This window comes from Micromonospora sp. DT47 (genome assembly GCF_049844475.1).
Classification (GTDB): domain Bacteria; phylum Actinomycetota; class Actinomycetes; order Mycobacteriales; family Micromonosporaceae; genus Micromonospora.
This window is the reverse complement of record NZ_JBNCLC010000004.1, coordinates 62,077-86,131: the sequence shown is the minus strand read 5'-3', so window position 1 is coordinate 86,131 and position 24,055 is coordinate 62,077. Positions and strand designations below refer to the sequence as shown.

20 protein-coding genes are annotated in these 24,055 nt (G+C 72.9%); 10 read left to right on the top strand and 10 right to left on the bottom strand.

What is annotated here, in order from left to right; all coding sequences use genetic code 11:
• The first annotated feature begins 35 nt into the window (after positions 1-35).
• A complete protein-coding gene (locus ACLQ2U_RS07545) occupies positions 36-782 on the top strand; it encodes a LamG-like jellyroll fold domain-containing protein (RefSeq protein ID WP_425749827.1) in 747 nt (248 codons plus the stop codon).
• Between the two features lie 77 nt (positions 783-859).
• Here ACLQ2U_RS07545 and ACLQ2U_RS07540 read toward each other — a convergent pair whose 3' ends face one another.
• From ACLQ2U_RS07540 to ACLQ2U_RS07530, 3 genes are read right to left on the bottom strand one after another with little or no spacing between them, the layout of a single operon-like run.
• Complete coding sequence (locus ACLQ2U_RS07540; protein ID WP_425749826.1) at positions 860-1,258, bottom strand: DUF779 domain-containing protein; 399 nt, start codon at positions 1,256-1,258, stop codon at positions 860-862.
• Positions 1,258-2,763 carry an aldehyde dehydrogenase gene (adh, locus tag ACLQ2U_RS07535; protein WP_425749825.1) on the bottom strand — a complete coding sequence of 502 codons (1,506 nt, stop codon included), beginning with the start codon at positions 2,761-2,763 and terminating at the stop codon, positions 1,258-1,260. The genes ACLQ2U_RS07540 and adh overlap by 1 nt, the downstream gene beginning before the upstream one ends.
• A gap of 39 nt (positions 2,764-2,802) precedes the next feature.
• Positions 2,803-4,080, bottom strand: coding sequence for a transcriptional regulator (locus tag ACLQ2U_RS07530; RefSeq protein ID WP_425749824.1), 1,278 nt, complete (start codon positions 4,078-4,080; stop codon positions 2,803-2,805).
• Between the two features lie 237 nt (positions 4,081-4,317).
• On the opposite strand from ACLQ2U_RS07530, the gene ACLQ2U_RS07525 reads away from it, so the two are divergent.
• The 7 genes from ACLQ2U_RS07525 (at position 4,318) to ACLQ2U_RS07495 (ending at position 14,021) form a co-directional block, all read left to right on the top strand.
• A complete protein-coding gene (locus ACLQ2U_RS07525) occupies positions 4,318-4,983 on the top strand; it encodes a response regulator transcription factor (RefSeq protein ID WP_425749823.1) in 666 nt (221 codons plus the stop codon).
• Positions 4,980-6,038 (top strand): sensor histidine kinase, encoded by a 1,059-nt coding sequence (locus ACLQ2U_RS07520; RefSeq protein WP_425749822.1) that lies wholly within the window; start codon positions 4,980-4,982, stop codon positions 6,036-6,038. Before ACLQ2U_RS07525 ends, ACLQ2U_RS07520 begins: the two co-directional genes overlap by 4 nt.
• Positions 6,039-6,165: 127 nt before the next feature.
• Positions 6,166-8,391 (top strand): pyridoxal-phosphate dependent enzyme, encoded by a 2,226-nt coding sequence (locus tag ACLQ2U_RS07515; protein ID WP_425749821.1) that lies wholly within the window; start codon positions 6,166-6,168, stop codon positions 8,389-8,391.
• On the top strand, positions 8,388-9,518 hold the full coding sequence (locus ACLQ2U_RS07510; RefSeq protein WP_425749820.1) for a D-alanine--D-alanine ligase family protein: 1,131 nt from the start codon (positions 8,388-8,390) through the stop codon (positions 9,516-9,518). Before ACLQ2U_RS07515 ends, ACLQ2U_RS07510 begins: the two co-directional genes overlap by 4 nt.
• Positions 9,515-10,150, top strand: a complete 636-nt coding sequence (locus ACLQ2U_RS07505; protein WP_425749819.1) for a M15 family metallopeptidase — start codon at positions 9,515-9,517, stop codon at positions 10,148-10,150. The genes ACLQ2U_RS07510 and ACLQ2U_RS07505 overlap by 4 nt, the downstream gene beginning before the upstream one ends.
• Positions 10,151-10,241: 91 nt before the next feature.
• Positions 10,242-11,102, top strand: coding sequence for an SCO6745 family protein (locus ACLQ2U_RS07500; protein WP_425749818.1), 861 nt, complete (start codon positions 10,242-10,244; stop codon positions 11,100-11,102).
• A gap of 378 nt (positions 11,103-11,480) precedes the next feature.
• On the top strand, positions 11,481-14,021 hold the full coding sequence (locus tag ACLQ2U_RS07495; RefSeq protein WP_425749817.1) for a hypothetical protein: 2,541 nt from the start codon (positions 11,481-11,483) through the stop codon (positions 14,019-14,021).
• Positions 14,022-14,384: 363 nt separating this feature from the next.
• Here the strand turns inward: ACLQ2U_RS07495 and ACLQ2U_RS07490 are convergent, their stop codons facing one another.
• Positions 14,385-14,738: a hypothetical protein gene (locus tag ACLQ2U_RS07490; RefSeq protein ID WP_425749816.1), complete on the bottom strand. Its 354-nt coding sequence runs from the start codon at positions 14,736-14,738 to the stop codon at positions 14,385-14,387.
• A gap of 100 nt (positions 14,739-14,838) precedes the next feature.
• Here ACLQ2U_RS07490 and ACLQ2U_RS07485 point away from each other — a divergent pair, with 100 nt between their 5' ends.
• On the top strand, positions 14,839-15,522 hold the full coding sequence (locus ACLQ2U_RS07485; RefSeq protein WP_425749815.1) for a hypothetical protein: 684 nt from the start codon (positions 14,839-14,841) through the stop codon (positions 15,520-15,522).
• Positions 15,523-15,644: 122 nt separating this feature from the next.
• On the opposite strand, the gene ACLQ2U_RS07480 is transcribed toward ACLQ2U_RS07485, so the two are convergent.
• The 5 genes from ACLQ2U_RS07480 to ACLQ2U_RS07460 form a co-directional block, all read right to left on the bottom strand.
• Positions 15,645-16,634 carry a transporter gene (locus ACLQ2U_RS07480; RefSeq protein WP_425749814.1) on the bottom strand — a complete coding sequence of 330 codons (990 nt, stop codon included), beginning with the start codon at positions 16,632-16,634 and terminating at the stop codon, positions 15,645-15,647.
• A complete protein-coding gene (locus tag ACLQ2U_RS07475) occupies positions 16,631-17,521 on the bottom strand; it encodes an ABC transporter ATP-binding protein (protein ID WP_425749813.1) in 891 nt (296 codons plus the stop codon). Before ACLQ2U_RS07475 ends, ACLQ2U_RS07480 begins: the two co-directional genes overlap by 4 nt.
• Positions 17,522-17,541: 20 nt before the next feature.
• Positions 17,542-17,949: a GntR family transcriptional regulator gene (locus ACLQ2U_RS07470; protein ID WP_425749812.1), complete on the bottom strand. Its 408-nt coding sequence runs from the start codon at positions 17,947-17,949 to the stop codon at positions 17,542-17,544.
• A gap of 181 nt (positions 17,950-18,130) precedes the next feature.
• On the bottom strand, positions 18,131-19,402 hold the full coding sequence (gene gabT / locus ACLQ2U_RS07465; protein WP_425749811.1) for a 4-aminobutyrate--2-oxoglutarate transaminase: 1,272 nt from the start codon (positions 19,400-19,402) through the stop codon (positions 18,131-18,133).
• Between the two features lie 3 nt (positions 19,403-19,405).
• Complete coding sequence (locus ACLQ2U_RS07460; RefSeq protein WP_425749810.1) at positions 19,406-20,842, bottom strand: gamma-aminobutyraldehyde dehydrogenase; 1,437 nt, start codon at positions 20,840-20,842, stop codon at positions 19,406-19,408.
• Positions 20,843-20,982: 140 nt separating this feature from the next.
• On the opposite strand from ACLQ2U_RS07460, the gene ACLQ2U_RS07455 reads away from it, so the two are divergent.
• The gene (locus ACLQ2U_RS07455; RefSeq protein WP_425749809.1) at positions 20,983-22,422 is read left to right on the top strand and encodes an aldehyde dehydrogenase family protein; all 1,440 of its coding nucleotides are present in this window, start codon (positions 20,983-20,985) and stop codon (positions 22,420-22,422) included.
• 322 nt (positions 22,423-22,744) lie between these two features.
• Here ACLQ2U_RS07455 and ACLQ2U_RS07450 read toward each other — a convergent pair whose 3' ends face one another.
• Positions 22,745-23,932, bottom strand: coding sequence for a low temperature requirement protein A (locus tag ACLQ2U_RS07450; protein ID WP_425749808.1), 1,188 nt, complete (start codon positions 23,930-23,932; stop codon positions 22,745-22,747).
• Positions 23,933-24,055: the final 123 nt, after the last annotated feature.

Genomic DNA, 24,055 nt, shown 5'->3' with positions numbered 1-24,055 from the left:
ACGGGGGTCCGCGGCCCAGTCTCCGGAGGACCTTCATGGGTCGTACCCTGTCCGCGTTCGCCCTGGGTGTCACCGCCGTCGCCGCTGCCGTGCTGGTGGACACCGCGCCCGCGTACGCCGCCACCGAGCAGCTGCGGCTCGACTTCGACGCCACGCCGACCGGCCAGGTCGAGCCCGGTCCGTGGACGTCCGGCTGCTTCGCAGATGTCGCCACCCCCGGCGACTCGGGGTGCATCGCGGTGGGCTCTCCGGGCAGCATCTCCCGGGCGACCCGCCCCAGCGGGACCGCCACCAGCCCGGCGATCGCCTTCCCCGCCTCGGGCAGCGCCGTGATCCAGGTACCGGACGCCGCCAACCTCAACCCGGGTACGCAGGACTTCACGATCAGCGCGCTGGTGAAGGTCACCTCCGGTCAGGTGACCGAGGGCGCCAACCTGATGCAGAAGGGCGTGTTCGCCGACCCGGCCCAGTGGAAGCTCCAGCTCGACAGCGGCAAGCCGGGCTGCCGCATCGAAGGCACCGACTCCCTGGGCAACAACGTGTTCGTGCTCCTCACCGCCGACACCTCCATCGCCGACCAGGGCTGGAAGTTCGTCCAGTGCAAGCGGCGCGGGGACGTGCTCAGCCTGGTTGTGGGCAGTACGACGGTGAAGACCGACGATGGCGCCAGCATGGACATCGCCAACACCGCGAAGGTGAACATCGGCGCCAAGGGCGCCGGTCTGACCAACAACGACCAGTTCCGCGGCGAGATGGACAACGCCGTCTTCAGCATCGGCTGATTCGTGTTCTGTTCGGTGGGCGGGCGCGTCAGATCGCCTGATCGGGGGCCTCGCCTGGCAACCGCGAGGCCCCCACGTCAGGCGGCGAGGCGGGAGCGGATGAGGAAGCGGACGCCCTCGGGAGCCTCCAGGGAGAAGCCGCTGCCCCGGCCGGGCACCACGTCGACCGTGAGCACGGTGTGCCGCCACAACGCCCACTGCGACGTCGACATCCAGAACTCGACGGGCTCGGGCACGCCGTCCACCACCAGCGACGCCAGCAGCACGTCGGAGCCGCCGGTGCGGAACTCGCCGGCCGGGTAGCACATCGGGGCGCTGCCGTCGCAGCAGCCGCCGGACTGGTGGAACATCAGCGGCCCGTGCTGCCCCCGCAGCGACCGGATCAGCTCGGCCGCCGCGGGGGTGACGGAGACGGGCGGCGGTGCCGCGGCTCCCGGCGAACCGGGAGCCGCGGCACCGTTGGGAACGGTACCCATCAGAAGAAGCCGAGCTTCTTGGTGGAGTAGCTGACCAGCAGGTTCTTGGTCTGCTGGTAGTGCTCCAGCATCATCTTGTGGTTCTCCCGGCCGATGCCGGACTGCTTGTACCCGCCGAACGCGGCGTGCGCCGGGTACGCGTGGTAGCAGTTCGTCCAGACCCGCCCGGCCTGGATGGACCGACCCGCCCGGTACGCGGTGTTCATGTCCCGGGTCCAGACGCCGGCGCCGAGCCCGTACAGGGTGTCGTTGGCGATCTTCACGGCGTCGTCGAGGTCGGCGAAGGAGGTCACGGAGACCACCGGGCCGAAGATCTCCTCCTGGAAGATCCGCATCGAGTTGTCGCCCTCGAAGATGGTCGGCTGCACGTAGTACCCGCCGGACAACTCGCCGCCCAGGTCCGCCCGTGAACCGCCGGTCAGCACGCGAGCGCCCTCCTGCCGACCGATGTCCAGGTAGGACAGGATCTTCTCCAACTGATCGTTGGAGGCCTGCGCGCCGATCATCGTGTCGGTGTCCAGCGGGTGTCCCTGCACCACCGCCTTGGTCCGGTCGACGGCCCCGGCCAGGAAGTCGCTGTAGTGGCCCTGCTGGATCAGCGCCCGGGACGGGCAGGTGCAGACCTCGCCCTGGTTGAGGGCGAACATCGTGAACCCCTCGAGCGCCTTGTCCAGGAAGTCGTCGGATGCGGCGCTGACGTCGTCGAAGAAGATGTTCGGGCTCTTGCCGCCCAGCTCCAGGGTGACGGGTTTGATGTTCTCGCTGGCGTACTGCATGATCAGCCGCCCGGTGGTGGTCTCGCCGGTGAACGCCACCTTCGCCACCCGGGGCGAGGACGCGAGTGGCTTGCCCGCCTCGACGCCGAAGCCGTTGACAATGTTCAGCACGCCCGGCGGCAGCAGGTCCGCGACGAGTGAGAGCCAGTAGTGGATCGACACCGGGGTCTGCTCGGCCGGCTTGAGCACCACCGTGTTGCCGGCGGCCAGCGCGGGTGCGAGCTTCCAGGTGGCCATCAGGATCGGGAAGTTCCACGGGATGATCTGCGCGACCACGCCGAGCGGCTCGTGGAAGTGGTACGCCACGGTGTCGTCGTCGATCTCGCCGAGCGAGCCCTCCTGGGCCCGGATCGCCCCGGCGAAGTACCGGAAGTGGTCGATCGCCAGCGGGATGTCGGCGGCCAGGGTTTCGCGTACCGGCTTGCCGTTCTCCCAGGTCTCGGCGATGGCGAGGGATTCCAGGTTCTCCTGCATCCGGTCGGCGATCTTGTTGAGGATCAGCGACCGTTCGGCGACCGAGGTGCGTCCCCAGGCGTCGGCGGCGCCGTGCGCGGCGTCGAGCGCCTTCTCGACGTCCTCGGCGGTGCCCCGGGCCACCTCGCAGAAGATCTCGCCGGTGACCGGGGTGGGATTCTCGAAGTATCGACCGTGGTGCGGGGTGACGTACTCGCCGCCGATGTAGTGGTCGTAGCGGGACTGCCAGTGGGTGGGGGCGTCGTAGCGCGTCATCGGGTACCTCCGCCGTCCGTCAGGGGTGATGGCGGGAGGCTAGTTTCGCGGACGTTGCAGCAACGTTGCGTGCTGTAGGTCGTATTCGGAGGAGAGCTGGCGGATGCGCGCGACGGCGAGGGGCCGGCGCGGCGCGCCCGGCGGCAGGGCCCGCGCCAGGGTCTGCCAGGCGGTGAGGTCGTCGGCGCCGGCGGGCGTCGCGGTCCAGGCCGCGAGCAGCGCCGGGTCCGCGGCGGCCAGCACGGCCGCCCGCAGCTGCCCGTCGACCAGCCGGCGCAGTCGGGCCACTCCCGGCGCGTCCGACCCGGGCAGCAACGGCCCCGGGTACGCCCCGAGCGCGCCCGCCGGATCGCCGCGTTCCAGCAGCTCGGTGACGGTCCGGAAGTCGGCGCGCACCCTCCCGCGCAGCCGGTACGGGCGGGAGTCGAGCAGTTCCGGGCCGAGCGCCCGGCGCAGCCGGGACAGCTCGGCGCGCAGGGTGACCGGGTGCAGCCGGTCGTCGCCGTAGAGGTCGAGGCCGAGCTGTTCCCCGGTCCGCCCCTCGGGGTGGTCGAGGAGCAGCACCAGCAGCTCGCTGTGCCGGCGGCCGAGCCGGATGCGACGACCGCCGACGCGCAGTTCCGCCTCGTCGCGGCCGAGCGCGTTGACGGTGACCACGTCCGGGTCGAGCGGTTGCGCGAGGAACGCCTCGGCGGCCCGCGCGGTGGCCCGGACCAGGGCGAGGCTCTGCGGGGCGGCCAGGTGGTCGCCGCCGGTGATGTCGACCGCGCCGAGCAGCCGGCCGGTGGTCGGGTCGTGGATGGGGGCGGCGGCGCAGGTCCAGCGCTGCACCGGGCGGACGAAGTGCTCGGTGGCGAAGATCTGCACGCTGTGGTCGACGGCGAGGGCGGTGCCGGGGGCGTTGGTGCCGGCGTGCGCCTCGTCCCAGCGGGCGCCGGGGATGAAGTTCATCCGTTCGGCGTGCCGGAGCACCCCGGGATGCCCCTCCACCCAGAGCAGCCGCCCGTACGCGTCGCAGACCGCCATCAGGTGCGCGCCGTCCTGGGCGATGCCGCCGAGCAGGTCACGGAAGAGCGGCAGCACCCGGGCGAGCGGGTGGGCGGCCCGGTAGTCGTCCAGCGCGTCGTCGGCGAGATCGACCGGGGCGGTGGCTTCGGGGTCGAGCAACGCGGAGCGTTCCCACGACCGCCGGACCACGTCGCGGACCCGGGCGGGTGTGGTGCCGGCGTTGAGGAACGCTTCGTGGGCGGCGCGGACCTGCGCGATCCGCTCGGCCGGATCGGCGCCGAATTCCAGGGCGAGCCACGGGTCAGCCATCGGCGACCTCCTCGCGCCCATGGTGACCCACCTCACCCCTGATCGCCAACCGCCCGCGTCCGGGCGGGACGGACGGCGCAGACCGCACGGCGCGGCGACAGAACCTACGGGCCGGGCTTGGGGCGGTTTGTCCGCCGAGCGTCGCCGTGGAGGATGGCTCCTGCGGGTGCTTACAGAACCCTTAACCCCGGTCTGCGACGGTATGCCGGTCAACAAGGAACCACGGGGAGCGGAAGCGTGCGGGTGCTGGTGGCGGACGACGAGCGGTTGCTGGCGGACACGGTCGCCGAGGGGTTGCGACGCCTCTCGATGGCAGTCGATGTCTGCTACGACGGCGACGGCGCACTGGAGCGGATCGGGGTCAACCGGTACGACGTCGCGGTGCTGGACCGGGACATGCCCGGACGCACCGGCGACGAGGTCTGCCGCAGCATCGCCGGCTCCGAGGCGGGCACCCGGGTGCTGCTGCTCACCGCGGCCGCCGGCATCCGGGACCGGGTGGAGGGGCTCGACCTCGGCGCGGACGACTACCTCACCAAGCCGTTCGCCTTCGCCGAGCTGGTCGCCCGGGTGCAGGCCCTCGGCCGGCGGTCCGCGCCGGCGCTCCCGCCGGTGCTCGCCCGGGACGGCGTGGTGCTGGACGTGGCCCGGCACGTCGCCACCCGGGACGGCCGCACCCTGGCGTTGAGCCCGAAGGAGTTCGCCGTGCTGCACGTGCTGCTGCGCGCCAACGGGCAGGTGGTCAGCGCCGAGGAGCTGCTGGAACAGGCGTGGGACGAGTTCGCCGACCCGTTCACCAACGCGGTGCGGGTCACCGTGATGACCCTGCGCAAGAAGCTCGGCGAGCCGGCCGTCATCCACACCGTGCCCAAGGCCGGCTACCGGATCGGCGGCCTGGCGTGACCCCGCGCCGCCGCGTCCTGCTGGTCGGCGTGGTCGCCCTGTTCCTCGGGTACAGCCTGCCCGGCCAAGAGAAGTGGCTGCTGACCGCGTTGTGGTTCCGCGGCCAGGAGGTCTGTGGCCTGCCGGGGCGTGGCGTGGAGAGGGCGTGCCAGGCCGCGCGCCAGCTCGACACGGTGCTGCCCATGCTGACCCTGCTCGGCCTGCTCGTGGCCGCGGTGGTCGGGATCTGGGCCGCTGCGCGGTGGTGTCTGCGTCCAGTGCGTGATCTCGCCGAGCCGATCGCGCACGTCGGCCCGCAGAACCTCGGCCACCGGATCCGGCGGCACGGCCGGGACGAGCTGGCCCGGCTGTCCGGGGCGATCGACGACATGATGGAACGCATCGCCGCCGGGTACGAGGGGCAGCGGCGGTTCGCCGCGAACGCCTCGCACGAGCTGCGGACGCCGCTGGCGGTCCAGCGGACGCTGATCGAGGTCGGCATGGCCCGGTCGCTCACCGGCGAGCAGCTCGAGCTGCTCACCGGCCAGCTGCTGGAGACCAACGAGCGCAACGAGCGGCTCATCGAAGGGCTGCTCGCGCTCAGCGAGAGCGACCAGGGGCTGCACTCCTCCACCCCGCAGCGCCTCGACGAGATCGTCACCACCGTTCTGGCCGCGTACCGGGACCGGGCGACGGCGGCCGGGGTGACGGTGGAGAGCCACCTCGCCCCCCGGGTCGTGATGGGCGAGCGGGTGCTGCTGGAGCGCCTGGTGACCAACCTGGTGGAAAACGCGATCAAGTACAACCGGCCCGACGGCACGCTCACCGTCGCCGTCGGCGGGACGCCGGCGCTGACCGTGGTCAACACCGGGCAGGTCGTGCCGGCCGAGGCGGTGGCCGGCCTCTTCGAGCCGTTCCGGCGCCTGGCCCGGGACCGCACCAACCAGGGCGGCGGGGCGGGCCTCGGCCTCGCCATCGCCCGCTCGATCACCCAGGCGCACGACGGCATCATCGCCGCCCGACCCGCCGAGTACGGCGGACTGCGCGTCGACGTCCAGCTACCCACCCCGCACTAGCACCCCACATCCGTCCCCGGGGTCCGCGTACTGCGGCACCCCTGCCTTCGGCGTGCCCGGAAACCGACCGGGTGCGCAGCCGCGACCCCGGCCGGCCCGCCCCGCCCTGAGCGGAGAGGAGAGACCTGTGACGACCCGTATCGACCCGATCGCCGCGGTCCCGTCCGTCGCCGCACCGCCCGCCGCGCGCCTCGACTGGGCGGACGTGGCCAAGGGCGGCTGCATCATCCTGGTGCTGCTCTGGCACGTCGTCGTCAAGGACTACCTCCAGATCGACTGGCGGGTGGGCGTGCCGGTGCCGGGCGCCTGGGGGCTGCTCGGGGAGCAGCTGCTGCCGCTGCGGATGCCGTTGTTCTTCACCATCTCCGGGATCTTCGCGGCGAACGCCGTCAGCCGGCCCTGGCGGGCGGTCGGTCGTTCCCGGGTGGCCCGGCTGCTCTACCTGTACGTGCTCTGGCTGCTGATCCACACCGCCGTGCTGGCGCTCGCCCCGGGCTTCCCGACCGACCGGGCCACCAGCGTCGGCGGGTTGCTGATCCAGCTCACCGTCACCCCGTCCAACCTCTGGTACCTGTACGCGTTGGCGCTCTACTTCGTGCTGGCCAAGGCGCTGCGGCGGGTGCACCCGGCGGTGCTGCTCGGGGCGGCGGGGGCGCTGTCGGCGCTCGCGGCGGCCGGCCTGCTCGACACCCCCGGCAACCGGGGCGGCCTCTACCAGAACCTGGTCTTCTTCCTCGCCGGGCTGCACCTGCGGCCCCACCTCCAGCGCTGGGCGGCCACCGCGACCGACCGCCGCCTGCTGCTGAGCCTCGCGGGGTACGCCGCCGCGCTGGCCGGGACGGCGCTGGCCGGCGCCGGGCGATGGCTCGGCAGCTCGCTGCTGGTCTCCGTCGCCGCGGTGCCGTTCGGCATCACCGCGGCGGTCCGCCTCGCCCGGCGGCCGGTGCTCGGCGGTGTGCTCGCCGCCCTCGGTCGCCGGACGCTGCCGGTCTACGTCATCCACATGCCGGTGCTGGCGCTGCTGCACCGGCTGCTCGCCGGCCCGGTCGCCGGCCTGAACGGCCCGGGCCGGGCGCTGCTGGTGGCCGGCTATCCGGTCCTGCTCACCGCGGTGGTGCTGGCGCTCAGCCTGGCGCTGCACCGCGGGCTGCTGGCGGCCGGCGCGACCTGGCTGTTCGAACTGCCCACGCACCGCCGGCGCGCGGCCACAACCGCAATCGAAGGAGGAACGATGTCCCGCACAGTTGCCCCGGCCCCGGCCCCGGCCCCGGCCGCCCCGGCCCGGGCCGACGTCGAGGAGGCCGCCCGGTGGTTGTCCGGCCGGGTGGTGCACACCCCCGTGCTGCACTCCCCGGCGATCGACCGGCTGGCCGGCGCCCGGGTGTTGATGAAGGCGGAGAACCTCCAGGCCGGCGGCTCGTACAAGATGCGCGGCGCGCTGCTCGCGGTCGGCCGGCTCGCCACCGGCAGGCACACCGGGGTGGTCGCGCAGAGCACCGGTAACCACGCGGTGGCCGTGTCGCTGGCGGCCCGGCGGCACGGGCTGGCGGCCACCGTGGTGCTGCCGGTCGATGCGGCGCCGACCAAGGTGGCTCTGGCCCGGGCGGCGGGGGCGCGGGTCGTGCTCGCCGGTACCACCGTCGAGGAGCGGGTGGCGGTGGCCCGCCGGCTCAGCGACGAGACCGGTCACCCGCTCGTTGACGCGTACGACCACCGGGACGTCATCGCCGGGCAGGGCAGCGCGAGCCTGGAACTGATCGAGGAGGCCGAGCGGGCCGGCACCCCGCTGGACGCGTTGGTGGTGCCGGTCGGCGGGGGCGGTGGTGCCGCCGGCGCCTGCCTGGCCGCATCCGGCAGGGCGATCGACGTGTACGGGGTCGAGCCGGTCGGCTGCGACTCGCTGGCCCGCAGCCTGGCGGCCGGCCGGCGGGTCCCGGTCACGCCAGCGCCCACGATCGCCGACGGGCTGCGGCCGTCCTGCGTGGGTGAGCTGCCGTTCGCCGTCCTGCGAACCGCCCTGCGCGGGGTCGTCCGGGTCGACGACGAGGAGATAGCGGAGGCGTTCCGGCTGCTCCTGCTGGAGCTGAAGGTGCTCGCCGAGCCGTCCGGGGCGGCCGGCCTGGCCGGTGCGCTGCGCCTCGCGGTCGGCCGGACCGACCCGGGCCGGCTGGAACCGGCCGCGGGCGGGCTCGAAACGGCCGCCGTGGGCGGGCTGGAAGCGACCGGCGTGGGCCGGGGGAGGTACCGGACGGTCGGCGTCGTGCTGACCGGCGGCAATGTCGAGGCGGCGCTGGTCGCCCGGTTGGCGGCCGAGCGGCTCGCCGACCCGAGTATGGAAGGGGTGGCGGCATGAGCGCGCCGATCCGGATCGGAATTCTCTTCGGGGGCCCGTCGGCGGAGCACGAGGTCTCCTGCGCCTCGGCGCTCGGCGTGGCCCGGGCGCTGGCCGATGGCGGGTACCGCACGGTCGCCATCGGCGTCACCCGCACCGGCGGGTTCCGGCTGGTGCCGGAAGCCGTGCTGGCCGAGCTGCGGGACCGGCCGGCCGCCGACCGGGCCATCGACGACCGGCTGACGGTGACCGGGCCGGCGGTGGAGCTGCGCGCCGGCACCTGCCCGGGGACCGTGCTGGTGTCGGCGGGGAACGCCCGTGGCGCGGTGCACGCCGAGCTGGATGTGGTCTTCCCGGTGCTGCACGGCCCGTTCGGCGAGGACGGGGTGGTGCAGGGGCTGCTGGAGTCGCTGGACGTGCCGTACGTCGGGTGCGGCATCCTCGCCTCCGCCGTCGGGATGAACAAGGTGGCGATGAAGCGGGCGCTGCGCGCCGAGGGCATCCCGATCACCCCGCACGTCACGTTCGACGCACACACCTATCGGCAGGCCGACGACCCGGAGAAGCTGGTGCTGGGGCTGCGCCGGCCGCTGTTCGTCAAGCCGGCCAGCATGGGGTCCTCGATCGGGATCTCCCGGGTCGCCGACGGCGACGACCTGGCGGCCGCGGTGGAGGAGGCGCTCCGGCACGACCAGCTCGTCGTGGTCGAGCAGGGGGTGAGCGGCCGGGAGCTGGAGTGCGCCGTGCTGGGCGGCTGGCGCCCGGAGGCGTCGGCGGTGGGCGAGGTGCGGGTCGCCGGCGGCTGGTTCGACTACCAGCAGAAGTACTTCGGTGACGTCGACCCGATGGTCGTCCCGGCCGGGCTGCCCGACGAGGTGACCGAGCGGGTCCGCGAGCTGTCGCTGCGCGCGTTCGCCGCGATCGGCGGCTGGGGCCTGGCCCGGGTGGACTTCCTCTACGACGAGACGACCGGCGAGCTGTACGTGAACGAGCTGAACACCATGCCCGGTTTCACCGCGCACTCGATGTACCCGAAGGTCTGGGCGGCGGCCGGGGTCGGCTACCGGGAGGTGGTGGACCGGCTGGTCGAGCTGGCCCGTACCCGGCACGCGGAGCGGGCCGAGACCGCCGCGCGGAGCGCCCGATGATCCTGCTCTCCGACCCCCGGGTGGCGGCGGTGCCGAGCGTCGACGACGGCGATCCGCTGGTGGACCTGCGCGAATTTCCCGAGCTGCGGCTGGACGGGCGGGCGGCCGACCCCGCCGGCGCGTACGCCCGGCTGCGCAGTGGCGTCGCCGACCGGCTGCTGGCGGCGCAGCGCTCGCTGCCCGCCGGGGTGCGCCTGCTGGTCATCGAGGGGTACCGGCCGTACCGGGCCCAGCTGGGCATCTTCACCGGCTACCGCGACGAGCTGCGCCGGCGGCACCCGGACTGGTCGCCGGAGCGGCTGCACCGGGAGACCACCAAATTCGTCTCGCCGGTCGAGGTGGCGCCGCACAGCACCGGCGGGGCGGTGGACCTGACGCTGTGCACCGACGAGGGCGTGGAGCTGGACCTGGGCACGGCCGTCGACGCCACCCCGGAGGACAGCGCCGACGCCTGCTTCACCGACGCCCGTGCCATCGGCGCGACCGCGCGGCGGCACCGGCGGATCCTGGTGGACGCGCTCGGCGGCGCGGGACTGGTGAACTACCCGACCGAGTGGTGGCACTGGTCGTACGGCGACCGGTACTGGGCGCTGACCACCGGCGCGCCCCGCACCCGGTACGGGCCGGTGTGACGGGCCGGCCGGCAAATCTTGCCATTGACAAGTTGCGCTGCCCGCAGCTAACTTGACGTCGACAAGATGAAGGGACTCGGGGAGGGACGAGATGGACGCGACGACGGTCCGGATGATGTGGCAGCTGATCGAGCCCGTGCACGCGCTGGTCTACTACGCGCCCGAGCTCACCGAGGAGGCCGCCGCGTTGGGCCTGCCCACCGACGAGCGGTGGCCCGGCTACTTCGCGCTGCGGTCCGCCCCGCTGGGCGCGGCCGGCCCGGCACTGGTCACCGCCACCTACTACAGCTTCAGCCCGCGAATGGTCGCCGAGTACGTCCCGGCGATCTGGGCCACCGCCGACCCCGCGAAGGTGCTCGACGCGCGGCTGTCCGGGGTGGACCGGGCGCTGCGTGCCCTGCTCGGCGACCGGGTCGACTCGCCGGAGCTGGCCGAGGCCGCCGCGCTGGCCCGTCGCGCCGCCGAGGCCGCCGACCTGGCCGGGCGTCCGCTGGCCGCCGCCAACGCGGACCTGCCCTGGCCGGACGCGCCGCACCTGACGCTCTGGCAGGCCGCCACCATTCTCCGCGAGCACCGCGGCGACGGGCACGTGGCGGCGCTGCTCACCGCCGGCCTCGACCCGACCGAGGCGCTGGTCTCCTTCGCCGCCCTCGGCGCGGCGCCGGTCGAGGTCTTCGCCAGCCGCCGCTGGACCGGCGAGGAGTGGGCCGCCGCCCGGGACCGGCTCGCCGCGCGCGGCCTGGTCGACGCCGACGGCGTGGCCACCGGGGCGGGGCGCCGGCTGCGCGACGAGGTCGAACGGCGTACGGACGAACTCGCCGCCGCGCCGTGGCAGGCCCTCGGTCCGGCCGCCGGCCGGCTCGCCCAGCTGGTCGCCCCACTGACCCAGGCGGTGGTCGCCTCCGGGATGCTGCCGGCGCAGAGCACGCTCGGCATCGGTCGCGCTTCGTGACGGGGTGTCGGCTCCCGCTGAGGATTTCAGTCGGCGGGCCGCCGAGCTGCGGAGTGAAATGTCGGCCGCAACCCGTCTCACCGACGATCGTCCCGCTGAACATTTCCGTGCGCACATCGTGCTGCCCCAACCCTGAGCAGTGGCCGTTCGCCAAGTTGGGTTCTGGGGTTCCCTCCTGTGTTCCTCCATGACGGGTCGAGCGTCCGGAAGATCATCGCCGGGTACGCGGGCTGGGCCCGCCGCCTCTTCGAGGAGAGCTACGGCCCCTGCTGACCGGCCGACGTCGGACCACCGACAAGACGGTTGTCGCCGATCGACCCCCGTGGAATCATCTGCTCGCCCGCGCAGGTCGCGCGGCATTCCACGGGGGAGTTGATCATGAGAACAACCCTGGCCAACTATCGGCGGAAGGGCTTGTCGCACCTGGCGATGGTCGCCGCCCTGACCGCCACCGCAGCGAGCGTCCTGATCGGACCGGCTCCCGCGACCGCCGCACCATCGCCGTCGGCGACGCCCACCACGACCGCCGCGCCCTCGGAGACCGCTGCCAGCCCGTCGGCTACGCCCACCGCGGCACCCACGCCCACGCCGACGGCGCCCGCTCTGGCGAAGGCCTCCACCGCCGACGCCCCCAGCAAGCCGACGAAGACCGACGACGACGGAAAGTCCACCAGCGGCACGCGAGGCTGCGGCGGCAAACTCGTCTTCGGCAAGATCGAGAGCTGCTCGATCAGCGGCGAGGAGCAGCACGCCTGGACGGTCACCTCGACCGTCGACCAGGACACCCTGTACGCCCGACTCAAGGGCGTGTCGGGTGAGGGCGTCAGCGCGCAACTCACCGACCGGAACGGTGACTACGTCTGCTACCTCGGGCCGTACCTGAACGAGTGCCAGCTCGGGACGGCGGGCACCTACACGATCACCGTGTCGCTCTACTACGGGACCGGGGAGGGCGCCTACACCCTCTCCGCCGAGTCCCGGCGCACTCCGCCGGAGTGCGACACCCTGCCGGAGAACTTCTTCTCCTGGGCCTCGGCGGGCCGCAGCGGCACGCTGCCGGCCGGCCTGGCCGCCCGCTGCTTCAAGTTCAACCAGCCGACCGGCACCGTGCTGCACCTGGCCGACCCGGGCGGCCCGGGTGACGTGCGGGGCACGATCCTGGACGGGCAGTACCAGCCGGTCGGGTGCCAGGTGGGCGACACCACCGAGTGCACACTCGGCGAGCCCGGGCCGTACCGGCTCTTCCTCGAGGAGACCTACGGCAACGAGTCCGCCTACACCCTGAAGATGCCCCGCCTCTCGCACGCCGTCGGATGCCCGGCCCTGCTGCTGGCGTCCTTCGGTGACCCCGGTACGGCCGTGGGCAGCGGGACCGTGCCGTCCTACCAGGGCGTGTCCTGCCAGTCCCTGACCAGCACTGCGGCCGGCGCGGTCGTGGTGCGCTTCAACCAGTTCGCGAACCAGTACCTCGACTGGCGAATGTATGACGCCGACGGCCGACAGATCTGCGCGGAGTACGACGCCTGGCGCTCCTGCGCCCTGCCGACGGCGGGCTCCTACACGCTGCTGGCCCAGAACTGGTTCTGGGAGCCGGTGAACTACCAGGTGGCGGTGGCCGCGCTCGACCGCGCCGACGGCTGCGCCCCCGCCACCGGCACCAACTGGGACCAGCCGACGCTGGTGGTCCACCAGACCTCGCCCGTGCAGGCCAACTGCCACCCGTTCCAGGGCAAGGCCGGCGAGCGGGTGATGGTGTACCGCGCGCCGGACGTCTACAACCAGCTCTACCCGTGGATCGTCGACGAGCACGGCGCGGCGATCTGCACCGAGCCGTCCGAGGAGGACGGCTGCGCCCTGCCCTCGACTGGCACCTACCGGGTCGTGTCGTTCCTGTCGGACTGGGACGCGGGCAGCACCGACCTCACCTACCGCATGCAGGTGCGGTCGCTCACCGACCCGGCCGGCTGCCCGACGGTCACGCCGGGCAGCTACAACGCGGCCCCTGCCGGGGCGCTCGGCGGCATCCGCTGTCGAGTTCTGGAGGTCCCCGCCGGGGGCGTCTACCGGGTGAAGGCGGTCTCGGCGAGCGGCGAGCGGATCTACGCCACCGTCTACGACGGCACGGGACACCGGCTCTGCCTCGACGTCTGGTGCGAGCTGCCGGAGGCCGGCAAGTACCCGCTGGTGCTCGGCGGCAGCGGCCCGGACTCCGTCTACGAGCCGGACTTCCAGTACGCCCTGGCGCTGCTGCCCTGGCTCCCGTCGAACTGTGCGCCGGTCTCGGACACCGGCTGGCAGGACGCGCCGCACCGCGGCGAGTTCACCGCCCCGGCCCAGTTCGACTGCCTGCAGCTCGCCAGCGCGGCCGGGTCCCGCATCGTGGAGCTGCTGCCCGGGGACGCAACCGGTGCCGCCTACCCGGACGTGGCCGTCGTGGACGCCACGGGCGCGCACCTGTGCGACTCGTCCTGGTCGCTGCGCCAGTACCACTGCGAGCTGACCGGCCAGGCGCCGTTCTTCGCGGTGCTCAACGCCCCCGACGACGTCCCGACCGGAGCGTACTCGGTGGCCTTCGCCCGTACCGACGGCCCGCCGGCCTGCCCGGTGCTGCCGGCGGACGCGGCGGGTGCCACGGTGACGACGGGCGCGGACCGGTTCGCCGTCTGTTTCTCGGTCCCGGCTGACCAGCGGGCCGCCAGGGAGTCGTTCACCTGGAAGCGGACCAGCGGGACCGGTGACGCCCGGATCTCGATCTTCGACGAGTCCGGCCGCCGCTACTGCGGGCCGACCGGGTACGCCGTCGAGCGGACGATCTCCTGCTCGCTCCCGGCGGGCGCGGTGACGGTGATCCTGGAGACGGACGCGGTCGACGCGACCTACCAGCTGACCCACCGGGACGCGAGCCTGCCGGCCGCGTGATCCCCGGCGGGCCGGCCCCACCCGGGGCCGGCCCGCCACCCGGCCTCACCTGCCAAAACCGCCCGGCCGGTCCGTCAGGACCGACCGGGCGTTTCCGGTTGGCGGTGGCGGCGGGATTTGAAGCCGCGGAGGGCGACGCCGAGTTCGGCACGGCCGAGGACGACGCCGCCCGGGACATGGGCCGCGCGGTGCAGGAGGTCGCCGCCCGACACCGCGCCCGGTAAGGGGCGGGAAATTTCACATTCGCTGCCGGCCGACGGCGCTGGCGTATCCGGATGCGTAGTCCGGCTCGGCCGTCTTCCGGTGCGATGGATCGCCCCCCGACCCGCCCTAACCACAACGGGTTCCCCTTCAATCCCGTGGTCAGGTTCCGGTAGTCCACACCCGGACGATGTTGTCGTCGCTGGTGGTCGCGACCAGGACGCCGTCGGCACTGAACGCGAAGGACCGAGCCGGCTTCGGGTGCAGGATCCGGGCGAGTTCGATGCCGCTGCGGGGATCGTGAACCGCGATGGACGCGGCCGCGGTGGCGACGGCGAGGCTGTTGTCCACGGGGTTGAACGCCAGTTCTGAGACCGGGAGGGAATAGCCGAGCTCCTGCAGTTTCACCGGAGGCGAACCGCTGGTGGTGGAGCTGGCGGTGGAGCTGCGGTCGGTCGCCCGGCGCGCGCTCGCCACCGGTGACGACGCGTACTGCTGGACGTGCCTCTGAGTCACCGGAAGGCCCTCCGGCAACTCTCCTGGCAGTGCGGCTGAACCGGGCAGCGCTCCCGGACCGTACCAGCGGTCACAGGACGTCGGACGACGGGAGAACAAGGTGCAGCGGAAGCATGTGCTGGCGGCGGGAGTGGTGGCGGTCGCCTCGGCGGTGGTCGCGGTCGGGACCGGGTTCGGCTTCGCCGACACCGCACCCGCCCGGCAGAGCGCCTGCTCCGGGTCGGTCACGTTCTCGGCCGAGGGCGGGGCGCCGGCGGCGACCAGCGACCGGTTCCCGGTGGGGACCCGGCTGCGGGTGACCAACCTGGACAACGACAAGGTGGCCACGGTGACGGTGACCGGCCCCTCGGGCAGCTGCGTGCTGCTCAACGCCGCCGCGATGGAGCTGGTCCGGGAGCCGGGCAAGAACGTGATCCGCCGCAACGTGGTGGAACGTCTCGACGGGGGCGCCCCGGCGGTTCCCGGGGCGCGGCCCGCTCCGGAGGAGACCCGTCCGGGCGCCGCCCAGCCGCCCGCCGGCTCCCCGGCCGGCGGTCCCGCGCGCAGCGCGTGCACCGGGGCGATCACCTTCTCGGCCGAGGGCGGTGCGCCCGCCGCGACCAGCGGGCAGTTCCCGGTGGGGACGCAGCTGCGGGTGACCAACCTGGACAACGACAAGGCGGTGACGGTGACGGTGACCGGTCCGTCGGGCAGCTGTGTGCTGCTCAACGCCGCCGCCATGGACCTGATCCGCGAGCCGGGCAAGAACCTGGTCCGCCGCAACGTCGTCGAGCTGCTGCGCTGACCGCTGCGGGAACGGGCGGGTGCGCGCGGTGCCGGCGCCACACCCGCCCGCCGGCCGACGTCACCACGACCCGGCCCCCGCCGGCCGGACAAGGTCGGCGGAGGGCGGGCCAGGTGGCGGGGTCAGGCGATGCGGCGGATGCGGCGGACGGCGAGGTAGAGCAGGAGCGCGGCGAGGGCGACGAAGATGCCGGTCTCGATGCCCTGGAACAGCCAGAACCGGTCCGCCGGCTGGTAGAGCTGCCAGTTGTACGCGCCCGGCTCGAGGCCCAGCTCGGCGCCGCACGCCTTACCGCTGGGTCCCTTGCCACCCGGCGGGCATTGGATCCGGGTGTCCTCCGCCACCATCGTTCCGTCGGCGTTCCGGATGCCCATGGAGAGGATCCAGTCGCCGCGCTCCGTCGGCGGTTCGCCGGAGCCGTCGATCGGGAAGGTGAGGGTGCGGGCGGGCTGGTAGTGCGGTCGGGCCAGGATCTCCACCGCCGCCCGTACGCCGATGAACCCGGCCAGGGTGATGCCCATGGCGGGGAGCATCCGCTTCCACACCGTGCCGGCGAAGATGCCGAGCGCCACGGCGAAGAGGGTGTACCCGATCGGGACGACGCCCTGCAGGTCGAAGACGATCAGGCCGAGCCGGCCCTCCCGGGCGGCCTGGGTGAGCGGGTCGACCCACCACGACATGCCCAACCCGTAGCCGACTGCGAGGGCCACCACGGCGGCACCGACCAGCCCGAACTTCACCAGCGCCCAGCGGGTCCGGCCGACGCCCTGGGTCCAGACGAAGCGGTGCGTGCCGTGCTCCACCTCCCGGGCGACCAGCGGGGCGCCCCAGAACAGGCCGACCAGCACCGGCAGGGTGAGCAGCAGCACGGCCACCAGGTTGAGGTTGCCGTACTGGTTGGTGAAGCGGTGGAAGCCCGCGTCGCAGCTGTCCCGGGTCGCTGCGGCCACGTCCGGGTCGCTCAGTTGACGTACGCACTCCGCCAGCCCGAGGTCGGCGAAGGTGTGCCGCATCGACAGGCCGATCGGCACCATCAGGGCGGCGAGCGCCGCGAACCCCAGCAGAGTGAAGAATGCCTGCTTGCGGTGTTGCCGCCAGGTCAGCCAGATCATGCCGGCACCCCCCACTCGCTGTGACTGGTCTGCGTTGCGCCGTCGGCCAGGTGGGCCAGGACGACGTCCTCCAGGCCGACGTCGCGCACCGTCCAGGCGGGATCGGTGACCGGGCCGTCGGTGCGGACCAGCAGAGTGGACTGCCGGTCGGTGTGGCTGGCCCGGACCACCTCGGCGACGCCGCCGATCGGGCCGCCGTCGTGCCGCGGGCCGACCAGCTGCCGGTGCGAGGCGACCAGATCGTCGACCGCGCCGGCGAGCTGCACCTGGGCGGCGTTGAGCACGATCAGGTAGTCGCAGACCCGTTCCAGGTCGGCCAGCAGGTGCGAGGAGAGCAGGACGGTGGTGCCGGCGTCCGCGACGCTGCCCATCAGTGACTGGAGGAACTCCCTGCGGGCCAGCGGGTCGAGGCTGGCGACCGGTTCGTCGAGCAGCAGCAGCCGGGGCCTTTTGGCCAGCGCCAGGGCGAGTGCCACCTGGGCTCGTTGCCCACCGGAGAGTTTGCCGACCGGCCGGTCCGGCGGTATGCCGAGCTGAGCCAGCCGGGTACGGGCCAGCCCCGCGTCCCACCGCCGGTTGAGCTTGCCGCCGGCCGTGACCAGCTCGGCGGCGGTGAAGTCCCGGTACAGCGGGGTGTCCTGGGCGACGAACCCGATGTCGGCCAGGCCCTCCGTGTCACCGTAGGGCGATCTGCCGAAAACCCGCACCGCGCCCGCGTCGGGCCTGAGCAGGCCGACGGCCAGGTGCAGCAGCGTGCTCTTGCCCGCACCGTTCGGCCCGACCAACGCGGCGATCCGGCCGGCCGGCAGGTGCAGCGAACAGTCCCGCAACGCCCAGGCGCTTCCGTACCGCTTGCCCAGCCGGTCGGCTTCCAAGACCATGTCCATCCTCTGTCCTCTCTCTCCGCTCACGCGGGCTCCTTCTGCGGGGCGTCGTCGGCGAGGGTGGCTCGTAGCGTGGTCTCCACCAGGGCGACGACGTCCTCGGCCGTGAGGCCGGCGGCCTGCGCCCGGTGCAGCCACGCGACCAGGTCTTCGCGCAGCTCGGCCTGGTTGGGCAGGGACGCGCCGGCCAGGGTGCGCTGGACGAACGTGCCCACCCCCGGTCGGCCACCGACCAGACCCTCGATCTCCAGCTCCCGGTACGCCTTCAGCACCGTGTTCGGGTTGATCGCCAGCGACTGTGCGACGTCCCGGACCTTCGGCAGTTGGTCGCCCGGCGACAGCAGGCCGACCCGCAGGGCCTGTTTGACCTGCTGGATCAGCTGCACGTAGGTGTTCACCTTGGACCGGCCGTCCAGCACGAACTCGATCACCCGTGGCAACCCTTCTATTGTCCTACGACAGTAAGACTATAAGACAGGGTGGCGGGACGGGAGCCGCTCTGTCAACGGTTTCGGGTGGCATCAGAACGAGGCGGATCGCTCTTGAGCGGACAACCCACTGAACCCGCCCCTCTGGTGAGGGACGGGTTCAGGCGGCGGGCCGTGACGGGCGTCAGCCGAAGGCGGCGTCCAGGATGTCCAGACCCCGGGTCAGCTCCTCGTCGGAGATGACCAGCGGCGGGAGGAAGCGCAGCACGTTGCCGTAGGTGCCGCAGGTCAGGGTGAGCAGGCTGGCGGCGTGGCAGGCCGCCGAGACCGCCGCCGTGGCGGCCGGGTCCGGGGTGAGAGTGCCGGGCTGCACGATCTCCACGGCGAGCATCGCGCCCCGGCCGCGTACCTCGGCGATGCGCGGGTCGCGGGCGGCGACGGCGCGCAGCCGGTCGCCCATCACCCGCTCGATCCGCCGGGCCGCGCCGGCCAGGTCCAGCTCGTGCATGGTCTCGATGCTGGCCAGCGCCGCCGCGCAGGCGATCGGGTTGCCGCCGTACGTGCCGCCGAGGCCGCCGACGTGCACCGCGTCCATCAGCTCGGCCCGGCCGGTCACCGCCGCGAGCGGCAGGCCGCCGGCGATGCCCTTGGCCAGGGTGATCAGGTCCGGTTCGACGCCCTCGTTCTCACAGGCGAACCAGTCGCCGGTTCGGCAGAACCCGGTCTGGATCTCGTCGGCGACGAAGACCACCCCGGCCGCCGTCGCCCACTCGCGCAGCGCCGGCAGGAACCCCTCCGCGGGTACGACGAAGCCGCCCTCGCCCTGGATCGGCTCGATCAGCAGTGCCGCCACGTTCTCCGCGCCGACCTGCTTCTCCACCATCTCGATCGCCCGCGCCGCCGCCTCGGCGCCGGAAAGCCCCCCGTCGCGCAGCGGGTACGACATCGGCACCCGGTAGATCTCCCCGGCGAACGGCCCGAACCGATGCTTGTACGGCATGTTCTTCGCGGTCAACGCCATGGTCAGGTTGGTCCGACCGTGGTAGGCGTGGTCGAAGACCACCAGCGCCGGCCGCCCGGTGGCGTGCCGGGCGATCTTCACCGCGTTCTCCACCGCCTCGGCGCCGGAGTTGAACAGCGCCGAGCGCTTCTCGAAGCTGCCCGGGGTCAGCGCGTTGAGCTGCTCGCAGACCGCCACGTACGACTCGTACGGGGCGACCATGAAGCAGGTGTGGGTGAAGCGTTCGACCTGCGCCTTCACCGCCTCGACCACCCGCGGCGCGGAGTTGCCGACGCTGGCCACCGCGATGCCGGCGGCGAAGTCGATCCACTCCCGCCCCTCGACGTCGGTGATGGTGCCGCCGCCGGCCCGGTCCACGTAGGAGGGAATGACGCTGCCGACGCCCCGGGCGACCGCCGCCCCGCGCCGCTTGTGCAGTTCCTCGCTCGACGCCACGGCTCAGCCCTCGATGTTGTGCATGACGTGCTTGATCCGGGTGTAGTCCTCCAGGCTGTAGACCGACAGGTCCTTGCCGTGCCCGGAGTGCTTGAAGCCGCCGTGCGGCATCTCGGAGACGAACGGGATGTGGGTGTTGACCCAGACGCAGCCGAAGTCGAGCCGCCGGGTCATCCGCATCGCCCGGCCGTGGTCCCTGGTCCAGACCGAGGCGGACAGGCCGTAGTCGACGCCGTTGGCCCAGCGCACCGCCTCGTCCTCGTCGGAGAAGCGCTGCACGGTGATGACCGGGCCGAAGACCTCGTCCTGGATGATCTCGTCCTGCTGGCGCACTCCGCTGACCACCGTGGGGGCGTAGAAGTAACCCCGCGTGCCCTGCCGGGATCCCCCGGTCTCGATGTTCGCGTGATCCGGCAGCCGGTCCACGAAGCCACGCACCCGGGCGAGCTGGTTGGCGTTGTTCAGCGGGCCGTAGAGCACGTCCTCGTCGTCCGGCGCACCGGTCCTGGTGTTGCGGGCCTGCTCGGCGAGGGCGGCCACGAAGTCGTCGTAGATGCCGGGGCCGGCGAGCACCCGGGTCGCGGCGGTGCAGTCCTGGCCGGCGTTGAAGTAGCCGCCGACCGCGATCGCCTCGGCCGCCGCCGCCACGTCCGCGTCGTCGAAGAGCACCACCGGGGCCTTGCCGCCGAGCTCCAGGTGGGTCCGCTTGAGGTCGGGGGCGGCGGCGGAGGCGACCTCCATGCCCGCGCGGGTCGAGCCGGTGATCGACACCAGCTGCGGAGTGGGGTGCGAGACGAGGGTACGACCGGTGTCCCGGTCGCCGCAGACCACGTTCAACACGCCCGGCGGGAAGAACTCGGAGGCGATCTCGGCGAGCAGCAGCGTCGACACCGGCGTGGTGTCCGACGGCTTGAGTACCACCGTGTTGCCGGCCGCGAGGGCCGGGGCGATCTTCCAGACCGCCATCATCAGCGGGTAGTTCCAGGGCGTGACCTGCGCGCAGACTCCGACCGGCTCGCGCCGCACGTACGAGGTGTGCCCGGCCATGTACTCCCCGGCCGAGCGGCCTTCGAGCAGGCGGGCGGCGCCGGCGAAGAAGCGGAACTGGTCCACCGCCGGCGGCAGCTCCTCGTCGGCGGTGAGCTGGCGCGGCTTGCCGGTGTTGCGGACCTCCGCGTCGACCAGCTCGGCGGCCCGCGCCTCGATCGCGTCGGCGAGCTTGAGCATGGCCTTCTGCCGCTCGCCGGGTGTGGCGTCCCGCCAGCTCTCGAAGGCGGTGGCGGCGGCCTTCATCGCCGCGTCGACGTCCGCCGCCCCGGAGACGGGCGCCTGGGCGAACACCTCACCGGTGCAGGGATCGATCAGGTCGGCGTACCCGCCGTCCACCGGGTCGACGTACTCGCCGTTGACGAAGTTGCGCAGCTGCTGCTGGTCGCTCATGGGGATGTCTCCGTGGGATGGCCGGGGGATGGTCAGCGGAGGTATTCGCAATCTAGGTGCCATCTTGGCTACTGAATTCGCGGCCCACAAGGCCTGTGGCGACTGTTTCCGTGCGAGCCGGGGTCGTCTACGCTGCCGACGTGGAGCCAAGAGCCTTCTATGTCGCCGGCCGCCCCGTTCACGGCGAGGGCGAGCTGACCGTCACCCACCCGTACGACGGCCGAACGGTGGGGCGTACCACGCTCGCCACGGCCGACCAGGTCGAGGCGGCCATCGCGGCAGCGGCCGGAGTGGCCGCGGCGGCCGCGGCCCTGCCGGCGCACGCCCGGGCGGCGGCCCTGGACCACGTGTCCCGGCGGCTGGCGGAGCGCGCCGACGAGGTCGCCGCGTTGATCACCGCGGAGAACGGCAAGCCGGTGAAGTGGGCACGGGCCGAGGTGGGGCGCGCGGTGTCGACGTTCCGCTGGGCGGCGGAGGAGGCACGGCGCTTCTCCGGTGAGCTGCAACGCCTGGACACCGACCCGGCGGCGACCGGGCGGATCGCCCTGGTGCGACGGGCGCCGAAGGGGCCGGTGCTGGGCATCGCGCCGTTCAACTTCCCGCTGAACCTGGTGGCGCACAAGGTCGCCCCGGCGATCGCGGTGGGCGCGCCGATCATCGTGAAGCCGGCCCCGGCCACGCCGCTGTCGGCGCTGCTGCTGGGCGAGATCCTGGCCGAGACGGAGCTGCCGGAGGGCATGTTCTCGGTGCTCCCGCTACCGAACGAGCGCGCCGCCGAGCTGGTCGCCGACCCGCGCCTGCCGGTGGTGTCGTTCACCGGCTCCGGGCCGGTGGGTGCGGCGATCCGCCGGTCCGTGCCGGAGAAGCACGTGACGCTGGAGCTGGGTGGCAACGCGGCGGCGGTGATCTGCGAGGACTGGGACTCCCACGAGGATCTGACCTTCGCCGCGCACCGGATCGCCACGTTCTCCAACTACCAGGCCGGGCAGTCGTGCATCGCCGTGCAGCGGGTGTTCGTGCACGAGTGGCTGTATGACGGTTTCCTGCCCCGGCTGATCGCCTCGGTGGAGGCGCTGCGGGTCGGCGACCCTTCGTCGGAGCACACCGACGTCGGGCCGCTGGTGTCGGTCGAGGCCGCTGCGCGCGTGGAGGAGTGGGTGGACGAGGCGGTCGCCGCCGGCGCCACCATCGAGGTGGGCGGCCGACGCGAGGGCGCCACCTACCCGCCGACGGTGCTCTCGGGGGTGCCGGCGGACGCCAAGGTCTGCACCGAGGAGGTCTTCGGGCCGGTGCTGGTGGTCACCCAGGTCGAGAACGACCAGGCCGCGTTCGCCGCCGTCAACGACTCGGCGTACGGCTTGCAGGCGGGCGTCTTCACGCACCGTCTGGACGTGGCCTTCGCTGCCTCGCGCGCCTTGGAGGTGGGCGGGTTGATCGTCGGGGACGTGCCGTCGTACCGCGCCGACCAGATGCCCTATGGCGGGGTGAAGGGAAGTGGAGTGGGGCGCGAGGGGCTGCGTAGCGCGATGGAGGACTACACGGAGCCGCGGGTGCTGGTGCTGACCGGGGTGCAGCTCTGAAGTGGGGTTGGAGAGTCCCTGACCTACGCACTACGAGTCTCGCGTGGCTGCTCAGTGGACCCGGACGCCTCGCTTACAAGCCCTGTGAGGGCACGCCGCCGAAGCCCCGCGACCGCCGCCAGCTCGCCGACGCGGCCGGCGTGCGCTCCCCTAGGCCGCGCGGGTCCTGGCCGCGCGGCCGGGCCGGCTGCCGGCCCACCACCCCGCCCCGAGAGGAACTTGCTGGCCACGGCGACGCCGTGAGGCGGCCGGCGTCGGAGCGGGCGACCAGGGAGAAGGTCAAGCAGGAAGAGTGGCGCGGGCCGCTGCGTGCGCATCGCCGCTAGTAGGGCGGCGTGGCCGGTTCCGGTGGGCGCCCCCAGGCCCGGCGGGCGTCGGCGACGGCGACCGCGGTCAGCACTGCGACGACCACGGCCGCCGATATCAGCGGCGGGTAGTGCACCAGGACGGGCACCGGGGCCAGCAGCACCAGCGCGGCGATCCACCGGGGTGGCGACACCCGGCTGAACACCTCGTACTCGAAGCGGGCCCGGCCGGCCAGGAAGAGGACCGGACCGCCGATGACCACCGCGATCCAGGAGGTCTCGGGATGGCTCAGCGGGTGCCTGATCGTCAGGTCGTAGCCGATCGCGGTGGTGGTGAGGCCGACCACCATTACCAGGTGGGTGTCGGCTGCGGACCGGCCGATGGTGGCCGGGTGGCGGGCCTTGGCGACCGCCTCGCCGAGGATCTGCCCGGCGCGCTGGACGTAGAGCCGCCAGAGCAGGATCGAGGTGGCCAGCGCCAGAGCGAAGGCGATGGTCTGGCCGAGCCAGTAGGGGCCCGTGTTATAGGCGAGGCCGGCCACAATGATCGTCTCGCCGAGCGCGACGAGGAAGAACTGTTGGTAGCGCTCGGCCAGGTGCTCGGCGGCGATCTCCGAGTGCGCGATGGTGGACCGGCCCAGTCCCGGCACTGGCCAGCCGAACCGGTTGGCCAGGTACTCGGCGGTGAGCGCCGATGTCCAGAGGACGATCCGCGGGTTGGTCGGAAGCAGCGCCCCGATGATCCAGAGCACCCCGGTGGCGCTGAAGACGATCGCCATCCGTATTTCCAGCCGCCGGTGCGGGTGGGGGCCCAGCGCGAGCAGCAGGATCACCGGCCGAGACAGCTGCGCGACCACGTACGCCACGGCGAAGGCCAGCCCGGTCTCGCGGAACGCCCGGGAGATCGCCACGCCCATCACCATGCTGGACACCAGCGCGGTGATCACGATCAGTTGCAGCCAGCCGTGGTGCGGGTCGTACCGGCTGGTGGTCCAGGCAATGCCCTGCCAGACCCCCCAGAGCGCGAAAAGCAGCAGCAGGAGCTTGCCGCCGCCGGTGACCGCGCTCCAGCCCTCGCCGCCGCCCGTCTCCGGGGCGAGGTCCTCGAACGCCCGGGCGGAAATGCGGCTGAGCGCGTAGGCGAAGATCAGATCGAAGAAGAGCTCCAGGAAGGTCGCCCGCCCCGTCGCTTGCGTGGTGGGCATCAGGCGCCGCGCACCCCCGGCCGCCATGCCTCAGCGGCTCCCGTCGTCGATGGTGCCCATCAGGCAGTCGTAACACCGGCCGCCGACCTGGCCGGCCCTTATCCGGGAAACAGGCAGCCCATC